24 protein-coding genes are annotated in these 24249 nt (G+C 73.9%); 10 read left to right on the top strand and 14 right to left on the bottom strand.

Going from position 1 to position 24249, the window contains the following annotated elements:
• Positions 1–11: 11 nt before the first annotated feature.
• The 4 genes from ACIRGB_RS13585 to ACIRGB_RS13570 all read right to left on the bottom strand — a co-directional run bounded on the left by ACIRGB_RS13585 (position 12) and on the right by ACIRGB_RS13570 (position 3151).
• Positions 12–1094, bottom strand: coding sequence for a hypothetical protein (locus ACIRGB_RS13585; RefSeq protein WP_403863018.1), 1083 nt, complete (start codon positions 1092–1094; stop codon positions 12–14).
• Between the two features lie 95 nt (positions 1095–1189).
• Positions 1190–1618 carry a VOC family protein gene (locus tag ACIRGB_RS13580; RefSeq protein ID WP_403863015.1) on the bottom strand — a complete coding sequence of 143 codons (429 nt, stop codon included), beginning with the start codon at positions 1616–1618 and terminating at the stop codon, positions 1190–1192.
• Positions 1619–1732: 114 nt separating this feature from the next.
• Positions 1733–2155 carry a PPOX class F420-dependent oxidoreductase gene (locus tag ACIRGB_RS13575; protein WP_403863012.1) on the bottom strand — a complete coding sequence of 141 codons (423 nt, stop codon included), beginning with the start codon at positions 2153–2155 and terminating at the stop codon, positions 1733–1735.
• Between the two features lie 105 nt (positions 2156–2260).
• Positions 2261–3151, bottom strand: a complete 891-nt coding sequence (locus ACIRGB_RS13570) for an NAD(P)-dependent oxidoreductase (RefSeq protein ID WP_403863009.1) — start codon at positions 3149–3151, stop codon at positions 2261–2263.
• Between the two features lie 98 nt (positions 3152–3249).
• Between ACIRGB_RS13570 and ACIRGB_RS13565 the strand changes: the two genes are divergently transcribed.
• Positions 3250–3714: a type II toxin-antitoxin system PemK/MazF family toxin gene (locus ACIRGB_RS13565; protein ID WP_403863006.1), complete on the top strand. Its 465-nt coding sequence runs from the start codon at positions 3250–3252 to the stop codon at positions 3712–3714.
• Here ACIRGB_RS13565 and ACIRGB_RS13560 read toward each other — a convergent pair.
• Positions 3699–4538 carry a TIGR02452 family protein gene (locus ACIRGB_RS13560; protein WP_403863003.1) on the bottom strand — a complete coding sequence of 280 codons (840 nt, stop codon included), beginning with the start codon at positions 4536–4538 and terminating at the stop codon, positions 3699–3701. The two genes, ACIRGB_RS13565 and ACIRGB_RS13560, sit on opposite strands and share 16 nt — an antisense overlap.
• A 285-nt stretch (positions 4539–4823) precedes the next feature.
• Here ACIRGB_RS13560 and egtA point away from each other — a divergent pair, with 285 nt between their 5' ends.
• From egtA to egtD, 4 genes are read left to right on the top strand one after another with little or no spacing between them, the layout of a single operon-like run.
• A complete protein-coding gene (gene egtA, locus ACIRGB_RS13555) occupies positions 4824–6125 on the top strand; it encodes an ergothioneine biosynthesis glutamate--cysteine ligase EgtA (protein WP_403863000.1) in 1302 nt (433 codons plus the stop codon).
• A complete protein-coding gene (gene egtB, locus ACIRGB_RS13550; RefSeq protein WP_403862996.1) occupies positions 6122–7492 on the top strand; it encodes an ergothioneine biosynthesis protein EgtB in 1371 nt (456 codons plus the stop codon). Before egtA ends, egtB begins: the two co-directional genes overlap by 4 nt.
• A complete protein-coding gene (egtC, locus tag ACIRGB_RS13545) occupies positions 7492–8292 on the top strand; it encodes an ergothioneine biosynthesis protein EgtC (protein WP_403862993.1) in 801 nt (266 codons plus the stop codon). The genes egtB and egtC overlap by 1 nt, the downstream gene beginning before the upstream one ends.
• The gene (gene egtD, locus ACIRGB_RS13540; protein WP_403862990.1) at positions 8289–9260 is read left to right on the top strand and encodes an L-histidine N(alpha)-methyltransferase; all 972 of its coding nucleotides are present in this window, start codon (positions 8289–8291) and stop codon (positions 9258–9260) included. The genes egtC and egtD overlap by 4 nt, the downstream gene beginning before the upstream one ends.
• A gap of 23 nt (positions 9261–9283) precedes the next feature.
• Here egtD and ACIRGB_RS13535 read toward each other — a convergent pair whose 3' ends face one another.
• Complete coding sequence (locus ACIRGB_RS13535; protein ID WP_403862987.1) at positions 9284–10552, bottom strand: extracellular solute-binding protein; 1269 nt, start codon at positions 10550–10552, stop codon at positions 9284–9286.
• Positions 10553–10814: 262 nt separating this feature from the next.
• On the opposite strand from ACIRGB_RS13535, the gene ACIRGB_RS13530 reads away from it, so the two are divergent.
• Positions 10815–11030: a dodecin gene (locus ACIRGB_RS13530; protein WP_030399431.1), complete on the top strand. Its 216-nt coding sequence runs from the start codon at positions 10815–10817 to the stop codon at positions 11028–11030.
• Between the two features lie 31 nt (positions 11031–11061).
• Here the strand turns inward: ACIRGB_RS13530 and ACIRGB_RS13525 are convergent, their stop codons facing one another.
• Positions 11062–11553, bottom strand: coding sequence for a hypothetical protein (locus ACIRGB_RS13525; protein ID WP_403862984.1), 492 nt, complete (start codon positions 11551–11553; stop codon positions 11062–11064).
• A gap of 60 nt (positions 11554–11613) precedes the next feature.
• Between ACIRGB_RS13525 and ACIRGB_RS13520 the strand changes: the two genes are divergently transcribed.
• Both ACIRGB_RS13520 and ACIRGB_RS13515 read left to right on the top strand, forming a co-directional pair.
• Positions 11614–12633 carry an LLM class flavin-dependent oxidoreductase gene (locus ACIRGB_RS13520; protein WP_403862980.1) on the top strand — a complete coding sequence of 340 codons (1020 nt, stop codon included), beginning with the start codon at positions 11614–11616 and terminating at the stop codon, positions 12631–12633.
• A 41-nt stretch (positions 12634–12674) separates the two neighbouring features.
• Positions 12675–15020, top strand: coding sequence for an ATP-binding cassette domain-containing protein (locus ACIRGB_RS13515; protein ID WP_403862977.1), 2346 nt, complete (start codon positions 12675–12677; stop codon positions 15018–15020).
• 57 nt (positions 15021–15077) lie between these two features.
• On the opposite strand, the gene ACIRGB_RS13510 is transcribed toward ACIRGB_RS13515, so the two are convergent.
• From ACIRGB_RS13510 to ACIRGB_RS13485, 6 genes are all read right to left on the bottom strand, one after another.
• Positions 15078–16028, bottom strand: coding sequence for a DUF2382 domain-containing protein (locus tag ACIRGB_RS13510; protein WP_403862974.1), 951 nt, complete (start codon positions 16026–16028; stop codon positions 15078–15080).
• 72 nt (positions 16029–16100) lie between these two features.
• Positions 16101–16928 (bottom strand): lysophospholipid acyltransferase family protein, encoded by an 828-nt coding sequence (locus ACIRGB_RS13505; RefSeq protein WP_403862971.1) that lies wholly within the window; start codon positions 16926–16928, stop codon positions 16101–16103.
• Positions 16928–17701 carry a GNAT family N-acetyltransferase gene (locus ACIRGB_RS13500; protein WP_403862968.1) on the bottom strand — a complete coding sequence of 258 codons (774 nt, stop codon included), beginning with the start codon at positions 17699–17701 and terminating at the stop codon, positions 16928–16930. The genes ACIRGB_RS13505 and ACIRGB_RS13500 overlap by 1 nt, the downstream gene beginning before the upstream one ends.
• A 213-nt stretch (positions 17702–17914) precedes the next feature.
• Positions 17915–18664, bottom strand: coding sequence for a succinate dehydrogenase/fumarate reductase iron-sulfur subunit (locus tag ACIRGB_RS13495; protein WP_403862964.1), 750 nt, complete (start codon positions 18662–18664; stop codon positions 17915–17917).
• Positions 18661–20610 carry a fumarate reductase/succinate dehydrogenase flavoprotein subunit gene (locus ACIRGB_RS13490; protein ID WP_403862961.1) on the bottom strand — a complete coding sequence of 650 codons (1950 nt, stop codon included), beginning with the start codon at positions 20608–20610 and terminating at the stop codon, positions 18661–18663. Before ACIRGB_RS13490 ends, ACIRGB_RS13495 begins: the two co-directional genes overlap by 4 nt.
• Position 20611: 1 nt before the next feature.
• Complete coding sequence (locus ACIRGB_RS13485; RefSeq protein WP_403863478.1) at positions 20612–21283, bottom strand: succinate dehydrogenase; 672 nt, start codon at positions 21281–21283, stop codon at positions 20612–20614.
• Positions 21284–21414: 131 nt separating this feature from the next.
• Here ACIRGB_RS13485 and ACIRGB_RS13480 point away from each other — a divergent pair, with 131 nt between their 5' ends.
• A complete protein-coding gene (locus ACIRGB_RS13480) occupies positions 21415–22299 on the top strand; it encodes a LysR family transcriptional regulator (RefSeq protein ID WP_052842528.1) in 885 nt (294 codons plus the stop codon).
• 15 nt (positions 22300–22314) lie between these two features.
• Here ACIRGB_RS13480 and ACIRGB_RS13475 read toward each other — a convergent pair whose 3' ends face one another.
• Entirely contained in the window at positions 22315–23211 is an 897-nt protein-coding gene (locus ACIRGB_RS13475) for an NAD(P)H-binding protein (RefSeq protein ID WP_403862957.1), read from the bottom strand.
• A 181-nt stretch (positions 23212–23392) separates the two neighbouring features.
• Between ACIRGB_RS13475 and ACIRGB_RS13470 the strand changes: the two genes are divergently transcribed.
• Complete coding sequence (locus tag ACIRGB_RS13470) at positions 23393–24229, top strand: LysR family transcriptional regulator (RefSeq protein ID WP_403862954.1); 837 nt, start codon at positions 23393–23395, stop codon at positions 24227–24229.
• The last annotated feature ends 20 nt before the right edge of the window (positions 24230–24249 follow it).

The raw sequence follows: 24249 nt of genomic DNA, 5'->3' as shown, positions 1-24249 counted from the left end.
CCGAAACACCGTCACGCCCCCGGCAACGCGCCCCCGCCCAGGCCGGGGAAGCGGCGGCGGGCCTCCGCGAACAGGGTCGGGTAGGCGGTGCCGTGGGCTGCCGCGGCGGCGAAGAGGGTGCCGAGGGCGGCGCGCAGCGGGTCCGGGTCGGCGGCGGCGCGGAGGGCGGGCAGGGCCAGGGCCCGGCACAGCGGGGCGCCGTGGCCGACGCCGGGCGGGTCCGGCGCGGTGAGGGCAGTGCGGTCGTCGGTGAAGAACCGCTCCCAGGCCAGCTGGGTGTCGTCGAACGGCGCCGGCAGGGGCTCGCCGCGGTCCAAGGCGGCCAGGGCGGACGCGATCCAGTCGACGCCGTCCAGTCCGGCGGCGGTGAAGGCGCGGCGGGCGGCCCACCGGGCGAGACCGCGCTGGGTGGCCGGGCACGCCGCGTCGACGGCGTCGAGCAGGTCCCGGTCCAGCGGCACGAGCCCGCGGGCGACATCGCCGGCCTCCCGCACGCGGGGGCTGGGCAGCCGCCCGCCCCAGGACCGGATCTCGGCGCGCTCCCGCTCGCTCGGCTCCCCGGAAACGGGTGGCCCCAGGGCGCCCGCGCAGTGGTGCCGGTGTGCGGCGCCGCGGGCGGTCCGCCGGACGACCCGGTCCGCGGTGGGCGGGGCCGGCCAGAACTGGAGGAGGTACTGGCCGACCGGCCCCGCCTCCCGCGCCGCGGAGGACATGGGCCCCGCGCCGCCGTCCAGGCCGCGTCCGCAGTAGCGCACCCGGTGGTCGGCGGGCGGCAGGGCCACCTCGCACAGCGTGCCGTGGCCGCAGGGCAGGACCGCGGTCGAGGCGGTCAGCGGCCGGAAGGACGCCTCCACCACGTCCTCCCAGTGGTCGTCGAGGGGCGGCGCGGCGCCGTGCACCTCGACGGTCAGCGCGACGGGCCCGCTGCGCACGCCCGTGCACAGGAAGAGGCAGCCCGGGACGGCCGGGCCGCACAGGCCGTCGGTCTGTCCGGCGCAGCCCTCCGACGGCTCCGGCCCCCGCGGCTCCCGGCGGCTGTCCACGTGGAACCGCCCGTGGGCGACCGGAAGTTCACCCCTGTACACCGTCCGCATCCGCACGGCCAGTCCCCCTCGCATCCGGCACTTCGAGGCCACCAGTATGCGGAGGGGGACTGACAACGAAAGCGGGACGGTGCCGGGAACGCCGGTCAGCGGGCCCCGGGTACGTCCTCCGTGACGCCGTTCAGCGGCGAGGAGGGGTCACTGCCGTACGGGCGGGTGAAGGCCTCCATGCCGTGCCCGGAGGGGTCGGTGAAGTACACGCCCCGGCCGCCGTCGTTGCGGTTGATCCGGCGCGGATACCGGCCGTGCGGATCGGCCTGGATGGGGACCCCGCCCTCGACGAGCCGGGCGAGGACGGCGTCGAACTCCTCCTCGGAGACGAGGAACGCGTAGTGCTGCGTGGGGATGTCGGTGTCGACGGTGGCGAAATCGAGGGTGACGCCGTTGGCGGTCGTCACGGGCAGGAACATTCCGGTCGGTTCGCCGACCTCGAGACCGAGGACTCCGGCGAGGAAACGGGCGGACTTCTCCCGGTCGCGGGAGAGAACGATGGTGTGGTTGAACTCGACTGACACGGGTCAATGCCTCCACGGGCATCTCCGCGGCGCCTCCATGCCTCACCCGGACGGTGACCGACACGCGATGCCGCGCGAAGATCATACGCCGCGAAGCCGCGCCCGGGCAGTCCGTCAGCCGGCCTGATCGCTGTCCTTCATCGCGCCCCAGCCGTGCCAGCGCTCGACCTCGATCCAGGCGCTGACCCGGGGCCGCTCCCGGTTCGGGTACGGGTTGCCGGTGTAGTGCCGGGAGAGGCGGTCGATGCCGGAGAGGTCCTCGTCGTCGCGCATCTCGGCGACGCGGCCGATGAGGGTGACGTGGGTGTACCAGTCGTCGCCCGCGAGGACGGTGAGGGTGACGCGCGGGTCGCGGCGCAGGTGTCCCAGGCGCACGCGGCCCGCGTCGAGGTTGATCAGCACGCGGCCGTCGTCGTCCCACACGTACCAGGTGGGCGTGGTGACGGGGGCGCCGTCCTGGCGGAGGGTGGCCATGACGCACGGGTTGGGGCGGCGCAGCAGTTCGACGGCCTCGGGCGGCAGCGGCGGCTTGGACATGCGGACTCCTCGCGATTCGGTGTGGTCCGGCACCGGCTCCGGCTCCGGTGTCGGTGTCGGTGTCGGTGTCGGGGACGGTCTCGTGCACCGGTACCCCGAGTGGGCTCAGTCGGTCGCCTTCTCCTCGAAACTGGCGAAGTAGGCCGCCGCCATGTCCTCGTCGCCGTGCCCCTGGGCGACGGCCCGGGCGAAGCGTTCCGCACCGGCCGCGGCGAGGTCCAGCCGGACGCCGTTGGCCTCGCCGGCCTCGACGATCAGCCGGGCGTCCTTCTCGGCGGTGGCGACCGCGAACTGGGCCGGCGTCAGCGCGCCGTCGCGGATCAGACCGGCCTTGGCACGCAGGTAGCCCATGTCGAGGGGCCCGCCGGCGATGGCGTCGAAGAAGGCGTCCGGGTCCACGCCCAGGGCCTTGGCCAGGGACAGGACCTCGCCGACCGCGTTGGTGGCGGCGAGGACCCAGCTGTTGGCCACCAGTTTCAGCCGGGTCGCGCTGCCGGCCGCGCCGTCCTCGCCGGTCCACACGGTGCGCGAGCCGACGGCGTCGAACACCGGCGCCACGGTGTCCCGGGCCACGCCGGGACCGGCCGCCAGCACCAGCAGCTGACCGGCCTCGGCGGGCTGCCGGGTGCCGAGGACGGGGGCGTCGAAGAAGACGAGGCCGTGCTCGTGGGCGAAGGCGGCCAGGTCGGCGACCGCGTCGACGCCCGCGGTGGTGGACTGCGCCCACACGGTGCCGGGGCTCAGCCCGGGCGCGGCCCGCCGCATGACGTCGAGGGCGGCCGGGCCGTCGTAGAGCATCGTGAGGACCACGTCGGCGCCCCGTACCGCCTCGTCCGGGCCGTCCGCGACGTGCGCGCCGTCGGCGGCCAGCGGCTCCGCCTTGTCCCGGCTGCGGTTCCAGACGCGGACGGTGTGTCCGGCGCGGGCGAGGTTGCGGGCCATCGCGGCACCCATGATGCCGGTGCCCAGGACGCTCACGGTGAGCTGGTCGGTCATGACGTCGCCTTCTGACTCGTACGGTCGTGCCGGGGCCAGCCTGCCACCGGACGCGGGTCCCCGCGCGTCCGCGCGGACCCGTCCCGTACGGTACGGCCGTGAACGCCTTCACCGACGACATCGACAGCAACGGCGAGACCGTCCCGGGCCGTTACGGCCCCTCCGCCACGACCGAGGCCGACCCTCGGCAGGTGGGCCGGGTGCGGACCGAGTACTCCCCCGCGCACGACGGCGACCCCGATCCCGGCGAGATCGTCTGGACGTGGGTGCCCTACGAGGAGGCGGACGGCCGGGGCAAGGACCGGCCGGTGCTGGTGGTGGCCCGGGAGGCGGCCGGGACGGTGCTGGCGGTGCAGCTCTCCAGCAAGCGGCACGACGGCGACCGCGAGTGGGTGCCGATCGGGAGCGGGCCGTGGGACCGCTCGGGGCGCGACTCCTGGGTCGACGTGGACCGGGTGCTGCGCCTGCACGACGCCGGGATGCGCCGCGAGGCGTGCGCCCTGGACCGGATGCGGTTCAACCTCGTACGGCAGCGGCTGCGGGAGCGCTACGGCTGGAGCTGACCGGGGCCGCCCGCGCCCTCCGGGAAGGCGCGCTCGAACGCCGCCCGGACGGTGGCGCCCGGGGTGCGGTCCAGGATGCCGAACGCCACCCGTTCGAAGGCACCGGCGAACCGCCCGCCGGGGCCGAGCGATGTCCGGAACGCGCCCGCCACCCGGGCGGGGTCGTTGCGGAACACGCCGCAGCCCCAGGCGCCGAGCACCAGCCGCCGGTACCCGTGGGCCGCGGCCGTCTCCAGCACCCGCTCGGCGCGCGCGGCGAGGGCGGCGGGCAGGTCGGCGGCGCGCTCCGGGGCCGTGCGCAGCACCACGCCCGCGTTGGGCGCGGCGGAGGTGAGGAAGCCGGCCGTGAAGGGCTCGTCCAGCAGGCGGCCCCGGTCGTCGCGGAAGACGGGCACGGCGGGCGAGTGGACGACGCGGTCCGTGTAGAACGGGTCGCGGTGGGCGCGGTGGTGGTCGTAGAACGCGCGCGCCCGCAGCAGGCAGGTGTACAGGGCGGAGGCCCGGCACAGGGCCTCCTCCTGGGCCTGGGCGCCGTTGAGGTAGCCGCCGCCCGGATTGCGCGCGGAGGCGAAGTTGAGCACGGCGACGTGGCCGCCGAGCCGCCGGGCGGCCTCCAGGCTGCTCTCGCCGGTGACCTCGAAGACCGTGCCCGCCCCGGCCGGAACGGACACCTCGACGGGCTCCGGACCGTACATCCGCGTGCCGTCCCCGGCCGCCGCGATCGCCGCCGCGAGGGACACCTCACGCCCGTCTGAGGCGCGATAGGAACCGGCCGCGACGATCTGCTCGGTCTGCTGTGCGATGCCCCGCAGGCGCGCGCTCACGGCGCCACCCCCGTGGACGCCGTGGCCGCGCGCGGCGCGGTCTCCCCCGTCGTGCTCATGCGGGAATCCTGGGTGATGCTGGGGATGCGGTGCAACGGAGTTTCCCGACCGGCGAACGACGTGGAAACCCCCGGAAACGGGGGGATCGCGGAGATGACCGAGCGGGAACGTCCCGAAATGCACCCTTGTGCGGAGCGGCACGAGGGTCTTGGGTGGGACGAGTGTGCCGGCCCGGCCCACCGCAGAGGGGCCGGCGGCATGGTGGAATCTCAGGAGGATCCCTACATGTCCGATTCGGTTGGCGGCTGTATCCGGCCGCGTACCGCTGTCAGTGAGGCCGAGGTCGAGGCGCTGGTCCACGGCATCTGCTTCAAGACCGGCCCGCCCGGACTCCTCGGCGTCGAGGTGGAATGGCTCGTCCACGAGCTGCGCGCGCCGCGGCTCCCCGTGTCACCCGAACGGCTCCGCGCGATGTACACCGCGCTGCGGGCCGTGCCCCTGAGGTCGGCGCTGACCGTCGAGCCCGGCGGCCAGCTGGAGCTGAGTTCGCTCCCCGCCGCCTCGCTGACGGAGTGCGTCCGCTCCGTCTCCGCCGACCTGGACGCCGTCCGCGCCGTACTGCGCGAGGACGGCCTCGCCCTGGTCGGCCTCGGCCACGATCCCTGGCAGGCGCCGCGCCGCTACCTGCGTCAGCCGCGCTACGACGCCATGGAGTCCTGTCTCGACCGCACCGGTCCCGGTGGCCGCTTCATGATGTGCGCCTCCGCCTCCGTGCAGGTGTGCGTGGACGCCGGTCACGAGGAACCCGGGCCGATGGGCCACGTACGCCGGTGGTGGCTGGCCCATCACCTGGGCGCCGTCCTGCTGGCCGCGTTCGCCAACTCCCCGCTGTCCGGCGGCCGGCCCACCGGCTGGCGGTCCACCCGGCAGCTGCGGTGGACGCAGATCGGGGAAGGCCGGGCGGGCGGTCCCCCGCTGGACAGCGACCCGCGCGGCGCCTGGGCCCGGCACGTGCTGGACGCCCCGGTGATGTGCGTACGCCGCGACGACGGCCCCTGGGACGTGCCGGAGGGCCTGACCCTGCGGCAGTGGACCCGCGAACCGGTGCCCCGGCCGCCGACCCGGGAGGACCTGGACTACCACCTCACCACGCTCTTCCCGCCGGTACGGCCCCGCGGCCACCTGGAGCTGCGCATGATCGACGCGCAGCCCGGGGACGACGGCTGGATCGTGCCGCTGGCGGTGACCGCCGCGCTGTTCGACGACCCGGAGGCCACCGAGACCGCCTACCGGGCCGTCAAGCCGCTGGCCGAGCGCACGCTCGGTCTGTCCGCGCCGCACAACCCGCTGTACGAGGACGCGGCCCGTGCCGCGCTGACCGATCCCGAGCTGCGCGAGGCGGCCGTCACCTGCTTCACGGCGGCGCTCGCCGCGCTGCCCCGGCTCGGCGCGGGCACCGAGGTGATCGACGCCGTCGCCGGGTACCGGGAGCGGTACGTCCTCAGGGGCCGCTGCCCCGCCGACGATCTGCTGGACATGCCGGGCGGCGCGGACCGTGGCCCGCACGGGAGGGAGACCCGCTCATGACCGACCCCACCGACCACACCGACCCCACCGCCACCGCCACCGTCACCTCCGGCCACGGGGCCGTGGACGCCGAGCGGCTGCGTGAGCGGGCCCTGACCACGCTGGTCACCGCCCGCGAGCGCACCACGCTGCTGACCAGCTGCGTCGAGGGCCCCGACCTGACCGGCCAGGTGTCGCCGCTGATGTCCCCGCTGGTGTGGGACCTGGCGCACATCGGCAACCAGGAGGAGCAGTGGCTGCTGCGCGCGGTCGCCGGGCAGGAGGCGATACGCCCGGAGATCGACGGCCTGTACGACGCCTTCGAGCATCCCCGCTCCGAGCGGCCGAGCCTGCCGCTGCTGTCGCCCGCCGAGGCCCGGCGGTACGCGGCGGACGTGCGCGGACGGGCCCTGGACGTGCTGGAGCGCACCGCGTTCGACGGGACGCGGCTGACGGAGGCCGGCTTCGCCTTCGGGATGATCGCCCAGCACGAGCAGCAGCACGACGAGACCATGCTGATCACGCACCAGCTGCGCCGGGGCCCGCAGGCCCTGACCGCCCCCGATCCGGACCCGGTGGGGCTGTTCACCGGGCCGGCGGAAGTCCTGGTGCCGGGCGGCCCGTTCACCATGGGCACGTCGACCGAGCCGTGGGCCCTGGACAACGAACGGCCCGCGCACCGGCGCGAGGTGGCGCCGTACTTCATCGACACCGTCCCGGTGACCAACGGCGCCTACCGGGCGTTCATCGAGGACGGCGGCTACGACGACCCGCGCTGGTGGACTCCCGAGGGCTGGGACCACGTCCGCCGGCACTCCCTCAGCGCCCCGCTGTTCTGGCGCCGGGACGGCGGGCAGTGGCTGCGGCGCCGCTTCGGGGTGACCGAGGTGGTGCCGGCCGACGAGCCGGTGCTGCACGTGTGCTGGTACGAGGCCGACGCCTACGCCCGCTGGGCCGGGCGGCGGCTGCCCACCGAGGCCGAGTGGGAGAAGGCCGCCCGGTACGACCCGGCCGGCGACCGCGCCCTGCGCTATCCGTGGGGCGACGCCGACCCGGGCCCGGAGCACGCCAACCTCGGTCAGCGGCACCTGCGCCCGGCGCCCGCGGGCAGCTACCCGGCCGGTGAGTCGCCGCTCGGCGTACGGCAGTTGATCGGCGACGTCTGGGAGTGGACGTCGAGCGACTTCGCCCCGTACCCGGGCTTCAGGGCGTTCCCGTACCGGGAGTACTCGGAGGTGTTCTTCGGCCCCGAGTACAAGGTGCTGCGCGGCGGTTCCTTCGCGGTGGACGCGGTGGCCTGCCGGGGCACGTTCCGCAACTGGGACTATCCGATCCGGCGGCAGATCTTCTCCGGGTTCCGCACCGCCCGGTCGGCGGAGGCGTCCTGATGTGCCGTCACCTGGCCTACGTGGGCCCCGCGGAGCCGCTCGGCGAGCTTCTGGTGGCGCCGCCGCACGGTCTGTACCGCCAGTCGTGGGCGCCGCGGCACCAGCGGTACGGCACGGTCAACGCCGACGGGTTCGGGGTCGGCTGGTACGCCGAGGGCGACCCGGTGCCGGCCCGGTACCGCCGGGCGGGGCCGATCTGGGCGGACCAGTCCTTCGCCGACCTGGCCCGGGTGGTGCGGACCGGTGCGCTGCTGGGCGCCGTACGGGACGCGACGCTGTCCGGCGCCGACGCGGAGGCGGCCGCGGCGCCGTTCGCCGCGGGGACCTGGCTGTTCAGCCACAACGGCGCCGTGGCGGGCTGGCCGGACTCGCTGGCGCCGGTGGCCGCGACGCTGCCGCCCGGACAGCTGCTGTCCCTGGAGGCGCGCAACGACTCGGCGCTCGTGTGGGCGCTGGTCCTGGCCCGGCTGCGCGCCGGGGACGACGAGGGCCGGGCGCTGGCCGAGACGGTGCTGGAGGTCGCCGCGGCGGCCCCCGCCTCCCGGCTCAACCTGCTCCTCACCAACAGCTCCAGCGTCACCGCCACCACCTGGGGCGACACCCTCTGGTACCTGTCCCGTCCGGGCGGCGGCACGGTCGTCGCCTCGGAGCCCTACGACGACGACCCGCGCTGGCAGGAGGTCCCCGACCGGACCCTGCTCGCGGCGAGCGGCACGGACGTGCGGCTCACCCCGCTCAAGGTGCCGGGCGAGACCGCCCCGGCAGACGCTTTCGTCTCTGCGAAGGAGCCCCGCACGTGAGCCAGTTCCGTCTGACCCGGACGCTGCCCGAGGACGCCACGGACGCCGCCCTGCGTGCCGACGTCCTGGCGGGCCTGACGAGCACGCCCAAGTGGCTGCCGCCGAAGTGGTTCTACGACGCGCGGGGCAGCGAGCTGTTCGAGGCGATCACCGCGCTGCCGGAGTACTACCCGACCCGGGCCGAGCGGGAGATCCTGGTCGACCGGGCCGGCGAGATCGCGGCGGCGACCGGTGCCCGCACTTTGGTCGAGCTGGGCTCCGGCTCCTCGGAGAAGACGCGGGTGCTGCTCGACGCGCTGACCGAGCGGACCGGGCTGCGCGGCTATGTGCCGGTCGACGTGAGCGAGAGCGCCCTCACCCAGGCCGGGCAGGCGCTGGTAGCCGAGCGTCCGGGGCTCCAGGTGCACGCGCTGATCGCCGACTTCACCGCCGGGCTGACGTTGCCCGACACGCCGGGACCGCGGCTGGTGGCGTTCCTCGGCGGCACCCTCGGCAATCTGCTGCCCGAGGAGCGCGCCGGGTTCCTGGCCTCCGTCCGCGCCCTGCTCTCCCCGGGCGACAGCCTGCTGCTCGGCACGGACCTGGTCAAGGACGAGGGGGTGCTGGTCCGCGCGTACGACGACGCGGCCGGGGTGACGGCCGAGTTCAACAAGAACGTGCTGTCGGTGGTCAACCGTGAGCTGGAGGCCGACTTCGCGCCCGCGGCCTTCGAGCACGTGGCGCTGTGGAACGCCGAACGGGAGTGGATCGAGATGCGGCTGCGCTCGCGCACCGCGCAGACCGTCAAGATCCAGGCGCTCGACCTGGCCGTGGACTTCGCGGGCGGGGAGGAGCTGCGCACCGAGGTGTCCGCGAAGTTCCGGCGGGAGGGGGTGCGGGCCGAGCTGGCGGCGGCCGGGCTCGACCTGGCCCACTGGTGGACGGACGGCGAGGGCCGTTTCGCCCTGTCGCTGAGCGTGGCCCGCTGAGCGTGGCGCGCTGAGCGGGCCGGTCAGCGCGCGTTGGCGTCCAGCAGTTCGGTGACGCGGTCGGAGGCCCTGCGGGCCTCCGACTTCGCGTCCGCCCCGGTGAGCACCTTCGTCATGTACGCCTTGATCGGGTTGTCCGCCTCGACCGCGCCCCACCGGGGCGTACCGGGGGTGGCCCGGCCCTGTGCGGCGCCTGCCGCCATGGCCTCGATGCCCTCCTCGCCGGAGACCTCCTCGGCGAGCGACTTCTTGTTCGGGACGTAGTTCATGGTGCGGGCCAGGTCGGTGTTCCACTTCTCGCCCGCGAGCGCCTCGATCACGGCGAGGGCGCCCTCCTCCTGGTCGGTGTTCTTCGGCACGACGAGGTCGGAGCCGCCGGTGAAGACGGCGCCGGGCCTGCCGGCGCTCTTGCCGGGCACGGGGAAGAAGCCGATCTTGCCCTTGAGGTCGGGGTTGTCGCGCACGATGGACTGGGCGAGGCCGGGCACGGCGACGATCTGCGCGACCCGCCCCTTCGCGAAGACCCCGGACTGCGGCGGGTGTTCCTCGTCGGCGTCGACCGGGCCGTCGCCCAGGGCTTGCAGTTCGCGGTAGAAGTCCATGCCGCGCAGGGCCGCCTCGGAGTCCAGGGCGCCCGTCCAGGAGCCGCCCTCGCCGTCCTGGGTGGCCAGTTCGCCGCCCTCGTCCCAGATGAAGCCGGAGAGCGTGTACCAGTCCTGGCCGGCGAGGTAGATGCCCTGGTCGCCGTCCTTGTCGAGCTTCTCCGTGGCGGTGAGCCACTCCTCACGGGTGCGGGGCGGTCCCTCGACGCCGGCCTGCTCGAAGAGGTCCTTGCGGTAGATGACGACGCGGTTGGCGGCGTACCAGGGGATGCCGAACTGCTGGGACATCCACTGCCCCGGTTCGGCCAGACCCGGCAGCCAGTCGCGGATGCCCCAGTCGCGCATCGACTCCAGGGTCAGGTTCTGCAGTCGGCCGCCCTCCGCGTACTGCGGCACCTGGGTGTTGCCGACCTCGACGACGTCGGGTCCGTCCGAGCCGTCGGCTCTCAGCGCGGCCTGCACCTTGTCGCCGATCCCGGTCCACTCCTGGATGCGGATGTCCAGGTCGAGGCCGGGATGGTCGGCCTCGAAGCCCTCGGTGAACCGCTTCAGGAAGTCCTGCGAGGCACTGTCCTTCATCAGCCACACGGTGACGGTGCGCCGCTCGCTCCCGCCGTCCCGCGAGACCAGGCCGCAGCCGCTGAGCACGGAGGCGGACACACAGACAAGGGCGAGGAGGCGACGTCTCACGAGGGGTCCTTCTGACTGACGAACAGAGGGCGCAGGCAGGCGTGTCCTGCACACGCGAAGAGAGACCCGACGTGGGGGACGAGCCCGAGGCTCGAACGGGTGTCTGGGATTTTGGTATGGACCATTACAAAGGTCAAGGGGAGGCACCGGGAGGTACCGGACGGTTTCCACCTCCGAGGCCGATGCCTCGCGCTCCGCCCCGACGTGGGGCACGGTGGAGTGACGCAGGGCACACCGCCGCCCCGCGGAAGGGAGCACCCGCATGTCGAACCACACCTACCGGGTCACCGAGGTCGTCGGCACCTCGCCCGACGGCGTCGACCAGGCCGTCCGCAACGCCATCACGCGCGCCTCGCAGACCCTGCGCAAACTGGACTGGTTCGAGGTGACGCAGGTGCGCGGCCAGATCGAGGACGGCCAGGTCGCGCACTGGCAGGTCGGTCTCAAGCTCGGCTTCCGCCTGGAGGAGTCGGACTGACGCCCCCGAGCCCCTCGGACGCCCACGTCCCTCAGGTGCGGCCCTCGCGCTCCTGCGCCGCGCGCAGCTCGGCCGACCGGGCCGCCCAGCGTGCCCGGAGCACGGGGAAACCGGCCCGTTCGGCGTCGTCGCAGACCAGCTCGTCGTCGTCCACCAGGACCCGGACCTCGCGGGTCCGCGCGAGCCGGCGCAGGATCTCCAGCTTGGTGCGCCGGGCGGGCCTGCGGTCGGCGTTGCCGCGCATGTGCACGGTCCCGTCCGGCAGGCCGTGCGCGGCCAGCCAGTCGAGCGTGTCCCGGCGGCAGCGCTCGGGCCGTCCGGTCAGGTAGACGATCTCGCACTCCTTCGCGCTCTCCCGCACCAGCGCGATGCCTTCGGCGAGCGGCGGATCGTGCGGCGCGGCGGCGAAGAAGGCGTCCCAGTCGCGCGGCCGGCGCTCCAGGAACCGCTGCCGGTGCGCGGTGTCGGCGAGGGTGTTGTCCAGGTCGAACACGGCCACCGGGGGCCTGCTGCTGTCGCTCACCCGCCCCACCCTAGAGCGCGCCGCCGGGAATCTGTGGGGCGTGGGAGCGTTGCACACCATGTGACCTCCGCACTCGCCACCACCCGCTTCTCCGTCCTCGACCGTTCCCGCATCCGGGCCGGCCGCACCGCCGGTCAGGCGCTGCGCGACACCGTGGAGCTGGCCCGGGAGGCGGAGCGGCTCGGCTACCACCGGTTCTGGGTGGCGGAGCACCACGGCGTGCCCGGGGTGGCCGGATCGGCGCCGACCGTGCTGGCGGCCGCCGTGGCCGGGGCGACGGACCGCATCCGCGTCGGCACCGGGGGCGTGATGCTGCCCAACCACCGGCCGCTGGTCGTCGCCGAGCAGTTCGGCGTGCTGGAGTCGCTCTTCCCGGGCCGGATCGACATGGGTCTCGGCCGCTCGGTCGGCTTCACCGACGGCGTCCGCAGGGCGCTGGGCCGGGAGAAGGACGACGCGGAGGACTTCGACGCGCAACTGGCCGAGCTGCTCGGCTGGTTCCGGGGCACCTCGCCCACGGGCGTGCACGCGCGCCCCTCGGAAGGGCTGACCGTACCGCCGTTCGTGCTGGCCATGGGCGAGGGCGCGGCCGTCGCCGCCCGGGCCGGCCTGCCGATGGTCATCGGGGACCTGCGCGACCGGGACCGGATGCGCCGCGGCATCGACCGCTACCGCGCCGGGTTCCGCCCCTCCGAGTGGAGCCGGGAGCCGTACGTCGTCGTCTCCGGGACCGTCGCGGTGGCCGCCACGCCCGAGGCGGCCCGGCGGCTCCTGGTCCCGGAGGCGTGGTCCATGGCCCACGCCCGCACACGCGGCTCCTTCCCGCCGCTGCCGCCGGCCGAGGAGGTCGAGGCCCGGACGATGACCGCGAAGGAACGCGAGCTGTACGAGGCCGGTCTCGCCGGCCACGTCGCGGGCACCGAGGAGCAGGTCGCCGACGAGCTGGAGCGGCTGGTGAAGGAGACCGGGGCGCAGGAGGTCCTGGTCACCACCAGCACGTACGACCGCGCCGCGCTGCTCGACTCCTACCGGCGGCTCGCCCGGGTCACCGGTACGGGGCCGCTCGGCACCCCGGCGTAGAATCGCGGGGTTTGTCCCCCCACCGTACGGAGCCCTCCGCGATGCACAGCCCCCACGACCCGTACGTCCGGGTGCGCGACGCCCGCGAGCACAACCTCAAGGGCGTGGACGTGGACGTCCCCCGGGACGTGGTGGCGGTGTTCACCGGGGTCTCGGGCTCGGGGAAGTCGTCGCTGGCCTTCGGGACGGTCTACGCGGAGGCGCAGCGGCGCTACTTCGAGTCGGTCGCGCCCTACGCCCGCCGGCTGATCCACCAGGTCGGCGCCCCCCGGGTGGGCGAGATCACCGGGCTGCCGCCGGCCGTGTCGCTCCAGCAGCGGCGGGCGACCCCGACGTCCCGTTCCTCGGTGGGGACGGTCACCAACCTCTCCAACTCCCTGCGGATGCTCTTCTCCCGCGCCGGCGACTACCCGCCGGGCGCCGAGCGGCTGGACTCCGACGCGTTCTCGCCGAACACCGCGGCCGGGGCGTGCCCTCGGTGCCACGGGCTGGGCCGGGTGCACCGCACCACCGAGGAGCTGCTGGTCCCCGATCCCTCGCTGTCGATCCGGGACGGTGCGATCGCCGCGTGGCCGGGCGCCTGGCAGGGCAAGAACCTGCGGGACGTCCTGGACGCGCTCGGGTACGACGTGGACCGGCCCTGGCGCGAGCTGCCCGCCGAAGCGCGGGAGTGGATCCTGTTCACCGACGACCAGCCGGTGGTCACGGTGCACCCGGTGCGGGACGCGGACCGCATCCAGCGGCCCTACCAGGGCACGTACATGAGCGCCCGGCGCTACGTGCTGAAGACGTTCGCGGACTCGAAGAGCGCCACGCTGCGGGCGAAGGCGGAGCGGTTCCTCACCAGCGCGCCCTGCCCGGTGTGCGGCGGCGGCAGGCTGCGGCCCGAGGCGCTCGCGGTGACCGTCGGCGGCCGCACCGTCGCCGAGCTGGCCGCGCTGCCGCTCACCGAGCTGGCCGCCCTGCTGCCGACCGAGGGCGAGACGGCCAGGGTGCTGACCGAGGACCTGACCTCCCGGATCGCGCCCGTCGTCGAGCTGGGGCTCGGCTATCTGAGCCTGGACCGGCCCACCCCCACCCTGTCGGCGGGCGAGTTGCAGCGGCTGCGCCTGGCGACCCAGCTGCGGTCCGGGCTGTTCGGGGTGGTGTACGTCCTCGACGAGCCCTCGGCGGGACTGCACCCGGCGGACACGGAGGCGCTCCTGACGGTGCTCGCGCGGCTGAAGGCGGCCGGGAACTCGGTGTTCGTGGTGGAGCACCACCTGGGCGTGATGCGCGGCGCCGACTGGATCGTGGACGTCGGTCCGCGGGCCGGGGAGCACGGCGGGCGGGTGCTGTACAGCGGCCCGGTCGACGGGCTGGCCGAGGTCGCGGAGTCCGCCACCGCCCGTCACCTCTTCCACCGCTCCCCCGCGCCCGTCCGCGCGGCGCGCGCCCCGCGCGGCACGGTGACCGTCGGCCCGGTGACCCGGCACAACCTGCGCGGGGTGACCGCGCGGTTCCCGCTCGGGGTGCTCACCGCGGTGACCGGCGTGTCCGGCTCCGGGAAGTCGACCCTGGTCGGCGAGATCACCGAGGACCTGGCGGGCGTGGACCGGCTGGTCTCCGTGGACCAGCGGCCGATCGGCCGCACCCCGCGCTCCAACCTGGCCACGTACACGGGCCTGTTCGACGTCGTGCGCAAGGTCTTCGCCGCCACCGGCCAGGCGCGGGAGCGGGGTTACGGCGTGGGCCGGTTCTCCTTCAACGTGGCGGGAGGGCGCTGCGAGACCTGCCAGGGCGAGGGCTTCGTCAGCGTCGAGCTGCTGTTCCTGCCGAGCACGTACGCGCCGTGCCCGGACTGCGACGGGGCGCGCTACAACCCCGAGACGCTCGAAGTGGCCTACCGGGGACGGAACATCGCCGAGGTGCTGGACCTGACGGTGGAGGGGGCGGCGGAGTTCTTCGCGGACACACCGGCGGCGGCCCGCAGCCTGGCCGCGCTGCTGGACGTGGGCCTCGGCTATCTGCGGCTCGGCCAGCCCGCGACCGAGCTGTCCGGCGGGGAGGCGCAGCGCATCAAGCTGGCGAGCGAGTTGCAGCGCGGGCGCCGCGGCCACACCCTGTATCTGCTCGACGAGCCGACGACCGGTCTGCACCCGGCCGACGTCGAGGTGCTGATGCGCCAGTTGCACGGTCTGGTCGACGCCGGGCACACGGTGGTCGTGGTCGAGCACGACATGGGTGTGGTCGCCGGCGCCGACCACGTGATCGACCTGGGTCCGGGCGGCGGCGACGCGGGCGGCCGGATCGTGGCCGCCGGGACGCCCGCCGAGGTGGCGGGCGCCGATGGGAGCGCCACCGCGCCCTATCTGGCCCGGGCCCTGGACGGCCGTGAGCGCCGGTGAAGTCCCTTCACCGGCGCACGGTCCCGCGCTGACGAGTCCGCGGGGTCCGGGGGACGGTCATTCGCGGCCCCGCCGCTTGCCGCCCCGGCCGGTCTCGTCCTCCGTGAAGGACTCCGTCTCGGCCTCGATGCGCTCCTTGCGGACCTGGCCGCGCACCGTCTCGTTCTCCGTGAGCTCCTCCGTGGTCATCCGGACGCGCTCCACCGGTACCGTCTCCGTCTCCACGACGGGGCGTTCCGCGTGCAGCGTGACCTCGTGCTCGGCCTCGCTGATCTCCGGTCCGGCCAGGGCCTCGTCACGGTTGGCGTCCGTGATGGGCTCGCGCACCACGCGCACTTCCTCGTGGGTCACCGGAACGGTCTGCTGGACCTCTTCCGTGACCACGTACTTGCGCAGCCTGGCCCGGCCCGACTCGTGCCGTTCGACGCCGACGTGCATCTGCTCCTCAGAGCGGGTCATGGCCTCGTCGCCGCGCATGGCCTCGCGTTCCGCCGCGTCCTGGCGACCGGTCATGCCGCCGGTACCGGCCGCGCCGCGCATGTCCCTGTCGCCGGCCTCGCCGGTCCGGCCGGCCATGCCCGCCGCACCCGCCGCTCCGGCGGCGCCGGCCGCGCCCGCCGTGCCCGCCGTGCCCGGTCCGGCGGCCCAGCGGCCGTCGTCGGTGCGTTCGGCCTCGGACAGCACGCTGTCCCAGTTGATGCCGTAGTAGTCGTAGAGCCGGTGCTCCTCGGTCTCCGACAGATGGCCGCCCGCGTCGACGTCGACAGAGGGCGCGCCCTTGACCTGGTCCTTGCCGTAGGGAACCTCGAGGTGGTCCTGCACCAGCGCGGCGTCGCGGATGGGCACGAAGGACTCGGCGGAGCCGAACATGCCCGTCTTGACGCTCACCCACTCGGGGCGCCCGGTCATGTCGTCGAAGAAGACATGCTTGGCGTCGCCGATCTTGTTGCCGTCCCCGTCGTAGACCGGTTGGTCCAGGACGTTGGCGATCTCTTCACGGGTGATCATCTGCCATCACCCTCCTTTCGAGTGCCTGCCTTCCGGTTGTCCGCATCCAGCGGTAAGGAAACGGCACATACCTCACAAAGCACACATACTTTTCGAAGGTGCTTTCCCCTGGTCACCGTGGACCTCGTCCTCGGTGGCCCGGGCCAGGGCACGCCGGTCGCGGTGGCGGCCGGGCGGTACGGCCGGCCGCACCTCCACCTCGGCGGTCAGGCCACGCGCCGACGCCACCCGCCACAGGGAGGCGAGCAGGGTGTCCACGCCGACGAACGCGGGCGTCGTGCTCACCGCCCGCTCCCCCGCCCGGTAGCGGATCCGGACCGGCTGGACCGGCACCCCGGCGTCCAGGGCGGCCTGGAACACGGCACGGCGGAAGGGTCCGTGGGCGCGTCCGCACCAGGTGCTGCCCTCGGGGAAGGCGGCCACTGCGGCGCCCGTGCGCAGGGCCCGCGCGATCGCGTCGACCGTGCCCGGCAGGGCCCGCGGCCGGTCCCGTTCGATGAACAGCACCCCGGCGCGCGCCGTCGGCCCGCCCGCCACCGGCCAGCGCCGGATCTCGCTCTTGGCCAGCATCCTCGCGGGGCGTACGGCGGCCAGCAGCGGGATGTCGAGCCAGGAGACGTGGTTGGCGACGAGGAGCAGCCCGCCGGTGGGGACGGCGGCCCCCGTGACGCGGACCCGGACCCCCGCGGCCCGCACGATCCACCGGCACCAGCGCCGCACCAGTGCCTCGGGCAGCCTGCGCCGCAGGCCGGACGGCGCGAGCACGACAGCGATCCCGGCGAGGAGCAGCACGGCGACCGCGGTGAGCCGCAGCACGGCGCGCGGCACCGCCGCCGCGGCCGGGGACCGTTGCACGCACGCGGCGGGGGTGCAGGGTGCCGGCGGCAGCCAGCCGCTCATCAGGCCGGGGCGAGCGAGAGGAAGTGGCGCAGGTAGCGCGGGTCGACCCGGCTCATCGGCAGCAGCACGTACAGGTCCGCGACGCCGAAGTCCACGTCGTGCGCGGGCTCCCCGCAGACCCAGGCGCCGAGCCGGAGGTAGCCGCGCAGCAGCGCCGGGAGCTCGGTGCGGGCGGCGGGCGCCGCCGGGCGCGGGACCCACGGCAGCAGCGGCCGTACCCGGTACTCCTCGGGCGCCAGGTGCCTGGTCCGCACCCGGTCCCAGGCACCGGCGGCGAGGGCCCCGCCGTCGGCGAGCGGGAGTGAGCAGCAGCCCGCCAGCCAGGCGTGGCCGCGGTCGGTCATGTAGCGGGCTATGCCGGCCCAGACGAGTCCGATGACGGCGCCGTCGCGGTGGTCGGGGTGCACGCAGGAGCGGCCGACCTCGACCAGGGAGGGCCGGATCGCGTCCAGCGCGGCGAGGTCGAACTCGCTCTCCGCGTACAGCCGTCCGGCGACCGCGGCGCGCTCCGGGGGCAGCAGCCGGTAGGTGCCGACGACCTGCCCGGTGGTCTCCTCGCGCACGAGCAGGTGGTCGCAGTACGCGTCGAAGGGGTCGACGTCGTACCCGGGCCGCGGGCTCGCCAGCAGCGCGCCCATCTCCCCGGCGAACACGTCGTGCCGCAGCCGCTGCGCGGCCCGTACGTCGTCCTCGTCGCGGGCGAGGGCGACGGTGTAGCGGCGGGGCGCGGCGGGCTTCTTCGGGGGACGGTCAGCGGTCAGTACGCCGGTCATGGGTGCTCTCCTGGTCGTGAGAACGGTGCCGTGGGGACGGTGTCGTGGGGACGGCTCCCCCCAGTTCTTCCGACGCCGGCTGTACTGCGCATGACGACCGCCGGGAGCGCGGATGTGCGCTTCCTGAATGCCGGGCGCGAAAGCGAGACGGGGCCGGGAGGAGCACCTCTCCCGGCCCCGTCCGTCCGCACCGTTCGGCGAACGTCGTCGGGGCTACTGCTTCGCCACCTTGCGCGTGGCGCGCAGCCATTCCCTGTTCATGCTGGTGATGGAGACCAGCGGGATGCCCTTCGGGCAGGCCGTCGCGCACTCGCCGGTGAGGGTGCACCCGCCGAAGCCCTCCGCGTCCATCTGCCCGACCATGTCCAGCACCCGTGTCTCCCGCTCGGGCGCGCCCTGCGGCAGGACGTTCAGGTGGTTCACCTTCGCGGAGGTGAACAGCATCGCCGCCCCGTTCGGGCAGGCCGCGACGCACGCGCCGCAGCCGATGCACTCCGCGTGCTCGAAGGCGAGGTCGGCGTCCGGTTTCGGCACCGGTGTGGCGTGCGCCTCCGGCGCGGCACCGGTCGGCGCGGTGATGTAGCCGCCGGCCTGGATGATCCGGTCGAAGGCCGAGCGGTCGACGACCAGGTCCTTGACGACCGGGAAGGCGGACGCCCGCCACGGCTCGACGTCGATGGTGTCGCCGTCCTGGAAGGACCGCATGTGCAGCTGGCAGGTGGTGGTGCGCTCGGGGCCGTGGGCGTCGCCGTTGATGACCAGCGAGCAGGCGCCGCAGATGCCCTCGCGGCAGTCGTGGTCGAAGGCGACCGGGTCCTCGCCCTTGAGGATGAGCTCCTCGTTGAGGGTGTCGAGCATCTCCAGGAAGGACATGTCGCTGGAGATGCCGTCCACCTCGTACGTGGACATGGCGCCGTCGGCGTCGGCGTTCTTCTGCCGCCAGACGCGCAGGGTGAGCTTCATGCGTAGCTCCGCTGGGTGGGGTGGACGTACTCGAAGACCAGGTCTTCCTTGTGCAGGGTGGGGGCCTCGCCGGTGCCGGTGAACTCCCAGGCGGCGGCGTAGCCGAACTCGTCGTCCTTGCGGGCCGCCTCGCCGTCCGGGGTCTGGGACTCCTCGCGGAAGTGGCCGCCGCAGGACTCGGAGCGGTGCAGCGCGTCGAGGCACATCAGCTCGGCCAGCTCCAGGTAGTCGACGATGCGGTTGGCCTTCTCCAGCGACTGGTTGAACTCCTCGCCGGTGCCCGGGACCTTGATGCGCCGCCAGAACTCCTCGCGGATCTGCGGGATGCGCTCCAGCGCCTTGCGCAGTCCGGAGTCGGTGCGGGCCATGCCGCAGAACTCCCACATCAGCTCGCCCAGTTCCCGGTGGAAGGAGTCCGGGGTGCGGTCGCCGTCGACGGACAGCAGCAGGTTCAGCCGGTCCTCGGTCTCGGCCAGCACCTCCTGCACCACCGGGTGGTCGTCGTCCACGTCGTCCTGGTGCGGGGTGCGGGCGAGGTAGTCGTTGATGGTGGCCGGCAGCACGAAGTAACCGTCGGCCAGGCCCTGCATCAGCGCGGAGGCGCCCAGCCGGTTGGCGCCGTGGTCGGAGAAGTTGGCCTCGCCGACGGCGAAGAGGCCGGGGATCGTGGTCTGGAGGTCGTAGTCGACCCACAGGCCGCCCATCGTGTAGTGCACGGCGGGGTAGATCCGCATCGGTACCTGGTACGGGTCCTCGTCGGTGATCCGCTGGTACATGTCGAAGAGGTTGCCGTACTTGGCCTCGACCGCCTTGCGGCCCATGCGCTTGATGGCGTCGGCGAAGTCCAGGTAGACGCCCTGGCCGCCGGGACCCACTCCCCTGCCCTCGTCGCAGACGTTCTTCGCGGCGCGGGAGGCGATGTCGCGGGGGACGAGGTTGCCGAAGGACGGGTAGATGCGCTCCAGGTAGTAGTCGCGCTCGTCCTCGGGGATCTTGTTCGGCGGCCGGTCGTCGCCCTTGGCCTTGGGCACCCAGATCCGGCCGTCGTTGCGCAGCGACTCGCTCATCAGCGTCAGCTTGGACTGGTGGTCGCCGGTGCGCGGGATGCAGGTCGGGTGGATCTGCGTGAAGCAGGGGTTGGCGAAGTAGGCGCCGCGCCGGTGCGCCCGCCAGATCGCGGTCGCGTTGGAGTTCATGGCGTTGGTGGAGAGGTAGAAGACGTTGCCGTAGCCACCGCTGGCCAGGACGACGGCGTCCGCGAAGTAGGTGTCGATCTTCCCGGTGATCAGGTCCCGGGCGACGATGCCGCGGGCCCGGCCGTCCACCACGATCAGGTCGAGCATCTCGGTGCGGGCGTGCATCTCGATGTTCCCGGCCGCGATCTGCCTGCTGAGCGCCTGGTAGGCGCCGAGCAGCAGCTGCTGGCCCGTCTGGCCGCGGGCGTAGAAGGTGCGGGAGACCTGCACGCCGCCGAAGGAGCGGGTGTCGAGCAGTCCGCCGTACTCGCGGGCGAAGGGCACGCCCTGCGCCACGCACTGGTCGATGATCTCGACGGAGATCTGCGCGAGCCGGTGCACGTTGGACTCGCGGGAGCGGAAGTCGCCGCCCTTGACAGTGTCGTAGAACAGGCGGTGGATCGAGTCGCCGTCGTTGCGGTAGTTCTTCGCCGCGTTGATGCCGCCCTGGGCGGCGATGGAGTGGGCGCGGCGCGGGGAGTCCTGGTAGCAGAACTGGACGACGCGGTAGCCCTGTTCGGCCAGCGTCGCGCCCGCGGAGCCGCCCGCGAGGCCGGTGCCGACGACGATGACGGTCTTCCGGCGCCGGTTGGCGGGGTTGACCAGCTTCGCCTCGAAACGGCGCGTGTCCCAGCGCTCGTTGACGGGTCCGGCCGGGGCCTTGGTGTCGGCGACCGGCTCGCCGGTCGTGTAGTCGGCGTAGGTTGTCATGTCAGCTCACCACTCCGGTCATGACGCCCACGGGTACGGCGACGAAGCCGACCGTGAGCAGCAGCGCGAGGACGTTCGCGGTCGTCTTCAGGGCCCGGCCGCGGGTGCGGCTGCCGGCGCCGAGGGTCTGGGCGGCGCTCCAGAAGCCGTGCCGGATGTGCAGGCCGAGGGCGAGCATCGCGACGATGTAGATGACGTTGCCGTACCAGGTGGAGAAGGTGTCCACGACGTTCTGGTAGGGCTTGCCGGTCTCGAAGCCGCCAGAGTGCACGGTGCCGGTGGTCAGGTCGAGGATGTGCCAGACGATGAAGAGGCCGAGGATGATCCCGCCCCAGCGCATGGTGCGGGTCGCGTAGCTGGAGCGGGGCTTCTTGTGCACGTATTTGCTGGGCCGCGCCTTGATGTCGCGGCGGCTGAGCTGGTACGCGGAGACGGCGTGGGCGACGACGGCGACGACCAGCACGACGCGGATCAGCCAGAGCGTCCACTCGTAGTGCATGAACGGCTCGCCGACCGTGCGCAGCCAGTGGGCGTAGTGGTTGAACTCCTCGGTCCCGAAGTAGATCTTCAGGTTCCCGATCATGTGGGCGACCAGGTAGAGCAGCATGACGAGACCGCTGACCGCCATCACTGTCTTCTTGCCGACGGTCGAGTCCCACACGGTGCGCGCCATGGACGGCCGTCGGTCCGTCCGCGTTGCCAGAGCCATGTCACAGGACGTTACGGGCCCGGCACCCCATCGGTCCAAGACATGGAACGCCTCGTTTCCATAGGTGCCGCCTATCGAGCACGTATGCTCGCCGTATGCAGTTGCAACAGCTCCAGTACTTCGTGGCGGTCGCCGAGACCCGGCACTTCACCCGGGCCGCCGAGGTGGTCCACGTGGCGCAGCCCTCGCTGTCGCAGCAGATCAAGGCGCTGGAGCGGGAGCTGGGCGCCGACCTGTTCCTGCGGGCGCGCGGGAACATCACGCTCACCGACGCCGGGGAGGCGCTGCTGCCGCTGGCCCGGCGCATCCTGGCGGACGCGGACACCGCCCGGCACGAGGTGCTGGAGCTGGCGCAGCTGCGCCGCGGCCGGGTCCGGCTGGGCGCCACCCCGAGCCTGTGCACCGGTCTGCTGCCCGACGTGCTGCGCGCCTTCCACGACCGCTATCCCGGCATCCAGCTGCTGATCGAGGAGGGCGGCTCGCACGACCTGGTGCGGGAGCTGGCGCGTGGCGCGCTCGACCTCGCCCTGGTCGTGCTGCCGCTACCCACCGCCTCACCGGCGCTGACCACGGTGGAGCTGCTGCGGGAGGACCTGGTGGTGGTGTCGTCCCCGGAGTCGCCCCGCCCGGGCGGCGGGCGCCGTGCCGTGCGCATCACCGACCTGGAGGGCGAGCGTCTGGTGATGTTCCGGCACGGCTACGACCTGCGGGAGCTGACCGTGGCCGCGTGCCGCTCCGCCGGGTTCGAGCCCGACTTCGCCGTGGAGGGCGGGGAGATGGACGCGGTGCTGGGCTTCGTGCGGGCCGGGCTGGGCATGGCGGTCGTCCCGCGCATGGTGGCCGCCCGCTCCGGGCGCGGACTGCGGGTGACCCCACTGGCCCGGCCCGGCCTGCACCGCACCATCGCCCTGGCCCACCGCAGCGACGTGGCTCCGCCCCGGGCGGCACGGGAGTTGCAGCGGATGCTGCTGGAGCGGTGACAGAACAGCCCGGGGTCAGAGCGTGGCCGGGCGGAGTACCTCCTCGCACCAGCGGCGGAAGCTCGTGGGCGCGGTGTCCGGGGTGCTGGGCTCGGCCGCGCCGTAGAAGCCCTGGGCGTCCATCGCCGAGGCCATGTCGGCCAGGCCCTGGGCGCCCGCCTCGCTCGCCCCGAAGCGCAGGGCCGACGCCCGGTACGCCTCGGGCGTCGTCTCCAGCACGCGTACCGGACGGCCCAGTACGTCGGACAGCACCTCGGCCATGCCCTCGGGGGTGAGGTCGTCGGGGCCGACGAGCGGGACGTCGGCGCGGCCGGTCCAGGTGTCGTCGAGGAGCAGGCGGGCGGCCGTGGCGGCGATGTCGGCGGTGGCGCAGGTCCGCAGGACGCGGTCCGCGGCGTAGGCCATGCGGAACTCGCCCGTGTCGCGCAGGGCGGCCGCCTGCCCGAGCAGGTTCTCCATCAGGAAGGGCGGGCACAGGGCGCGGTAGTGCACGCCGGTGGCCGCGATCCGGTCGTCCATGGCCAGGGAGGCGGAGATGGGTCCGGCGTCCTTGGCCACGCCGCGTCCCAGGCTGGAGACGGCGACGACCCGTGCGACACCCTGCCGCGCGATCACCTCGCACAGCGGCAGCGTGAAGTCGCGGAAGTGGCCCTCGACGCTGTCGGCGCCGGGCGCGGGCGGCACCAGCCAGAACACCTGGTCGGCCTCGGTACAGGCGGCGGCCAGGACCTCCGGGTCGGCATGCGAGCCCGGGAAGACCTCGGCGCGCTCGCGGGCGCGGGCGGTGAGGCGGGCGGGGTCGCGGGCGATGACGCGCAGGGCGGTCCCGTCGTCCCGGGCGTCGAGGGCGTCCAGGACGTCGTCGAGGACCTGTCGGCCGATTCCGCCGGTCGGGGTGGTGATGACGATCACGAGCACAACTCCGCTTCAGGGAGGGAGGAAAGAGAGGGAGACCGCGCCGGGGCGGGAAGCCCGTTCCCTGCGCTTCCCGGCGCTCTCTCATCCTGTGCGCCGGCCCGCAGGAACTGAAGGACCGATCCGATCCCGGTTGTTACCCTGAAGGCAATACCGGGGGCACGAAGGGAGGCGGAGCATGGAGTCCCGTTCCCTGCGCTACTTCGTCGCCGTCGCGGAGGAACTCAACTTCGCGCGAGCCGCCGAGCGGCTGGGCATCTCCCCGCCGCCCCTGTCCAGGGCGATCCGCCGCCTGGAGGCCGAGCTGGGCGTCACCCTGTTCGAGCGGACCACCCACCGCGTCACCCGGACCCCGGCGGGGGACGTGCTGCTCGCCGAGGCGCGCGTCGCGCTGGACGCCCTGGAGGCCGCCGGACAGCGGGCCAGACGCGCTGCCGAGGGGCCGAAGCTGGTGCTGGCCATGAAGGCCGACGGGGACGCCGGGCTGCTGGAGCCGATCCTCGCGCGCTACGCGACCGAGCCCGGGTCCGTGCCGGTGGCCGTGCGGCTGTGCGGGTGGCAGGAACAGCCGCGGCTGCTGCGCGCCGGAGCGGCGGACGTGGCCCTCGTCCACGCCCCGTTCGACGGGACCGGCCTGGACACCGAGACGCTGGCCGCCGAACCGCGCGTCGCCGTCCTGGCCGCGAACCACCCGCTCGCCGCCCGCGACCGGCTGGAACTGGCCGACCTCGGCCTCGACGCGGGCAGCGTGGAACGGCACGTCGACGACGCCCGGCGCGGCCACGACGACCTGGCCCAGGTGCTCACGGCCGTCTCCCTCGGGAAGGTCGTCACCCTGCTGCCCGCCTCGGTGACCGCCCGCTACCCGCGCCCGGGCGTCGCCTACCGCCCGGTCCTGGACGCCCCGCCGGTCGTCCTCTCCCTCGCCTGGCCCCGCCAGTCCCGCTCCACGGCCACCGCGGCCCTGGTCCGCGCGGCGACGGAGGTCGCCGAAACGGCCCGCGCCGCCGCCTGAGCCGAGCGACAGCTCGCACA

The organism is Streptomyces sp. NPDC102490 (genome assembly GCF_044765285.1).
In the GTDB taxonomy this organism is placed as follows: domain Bacteria; phylum Actinomycetota; class Actinomycetes; order Streptomycetales; family Streptomycetaceae; genus Streptomyces.
The sequence above is the reverse complement of the archived record's forward strand: the minus strand, read 5'-3'. Positions and strand labels throughout refer to the sequence as shown.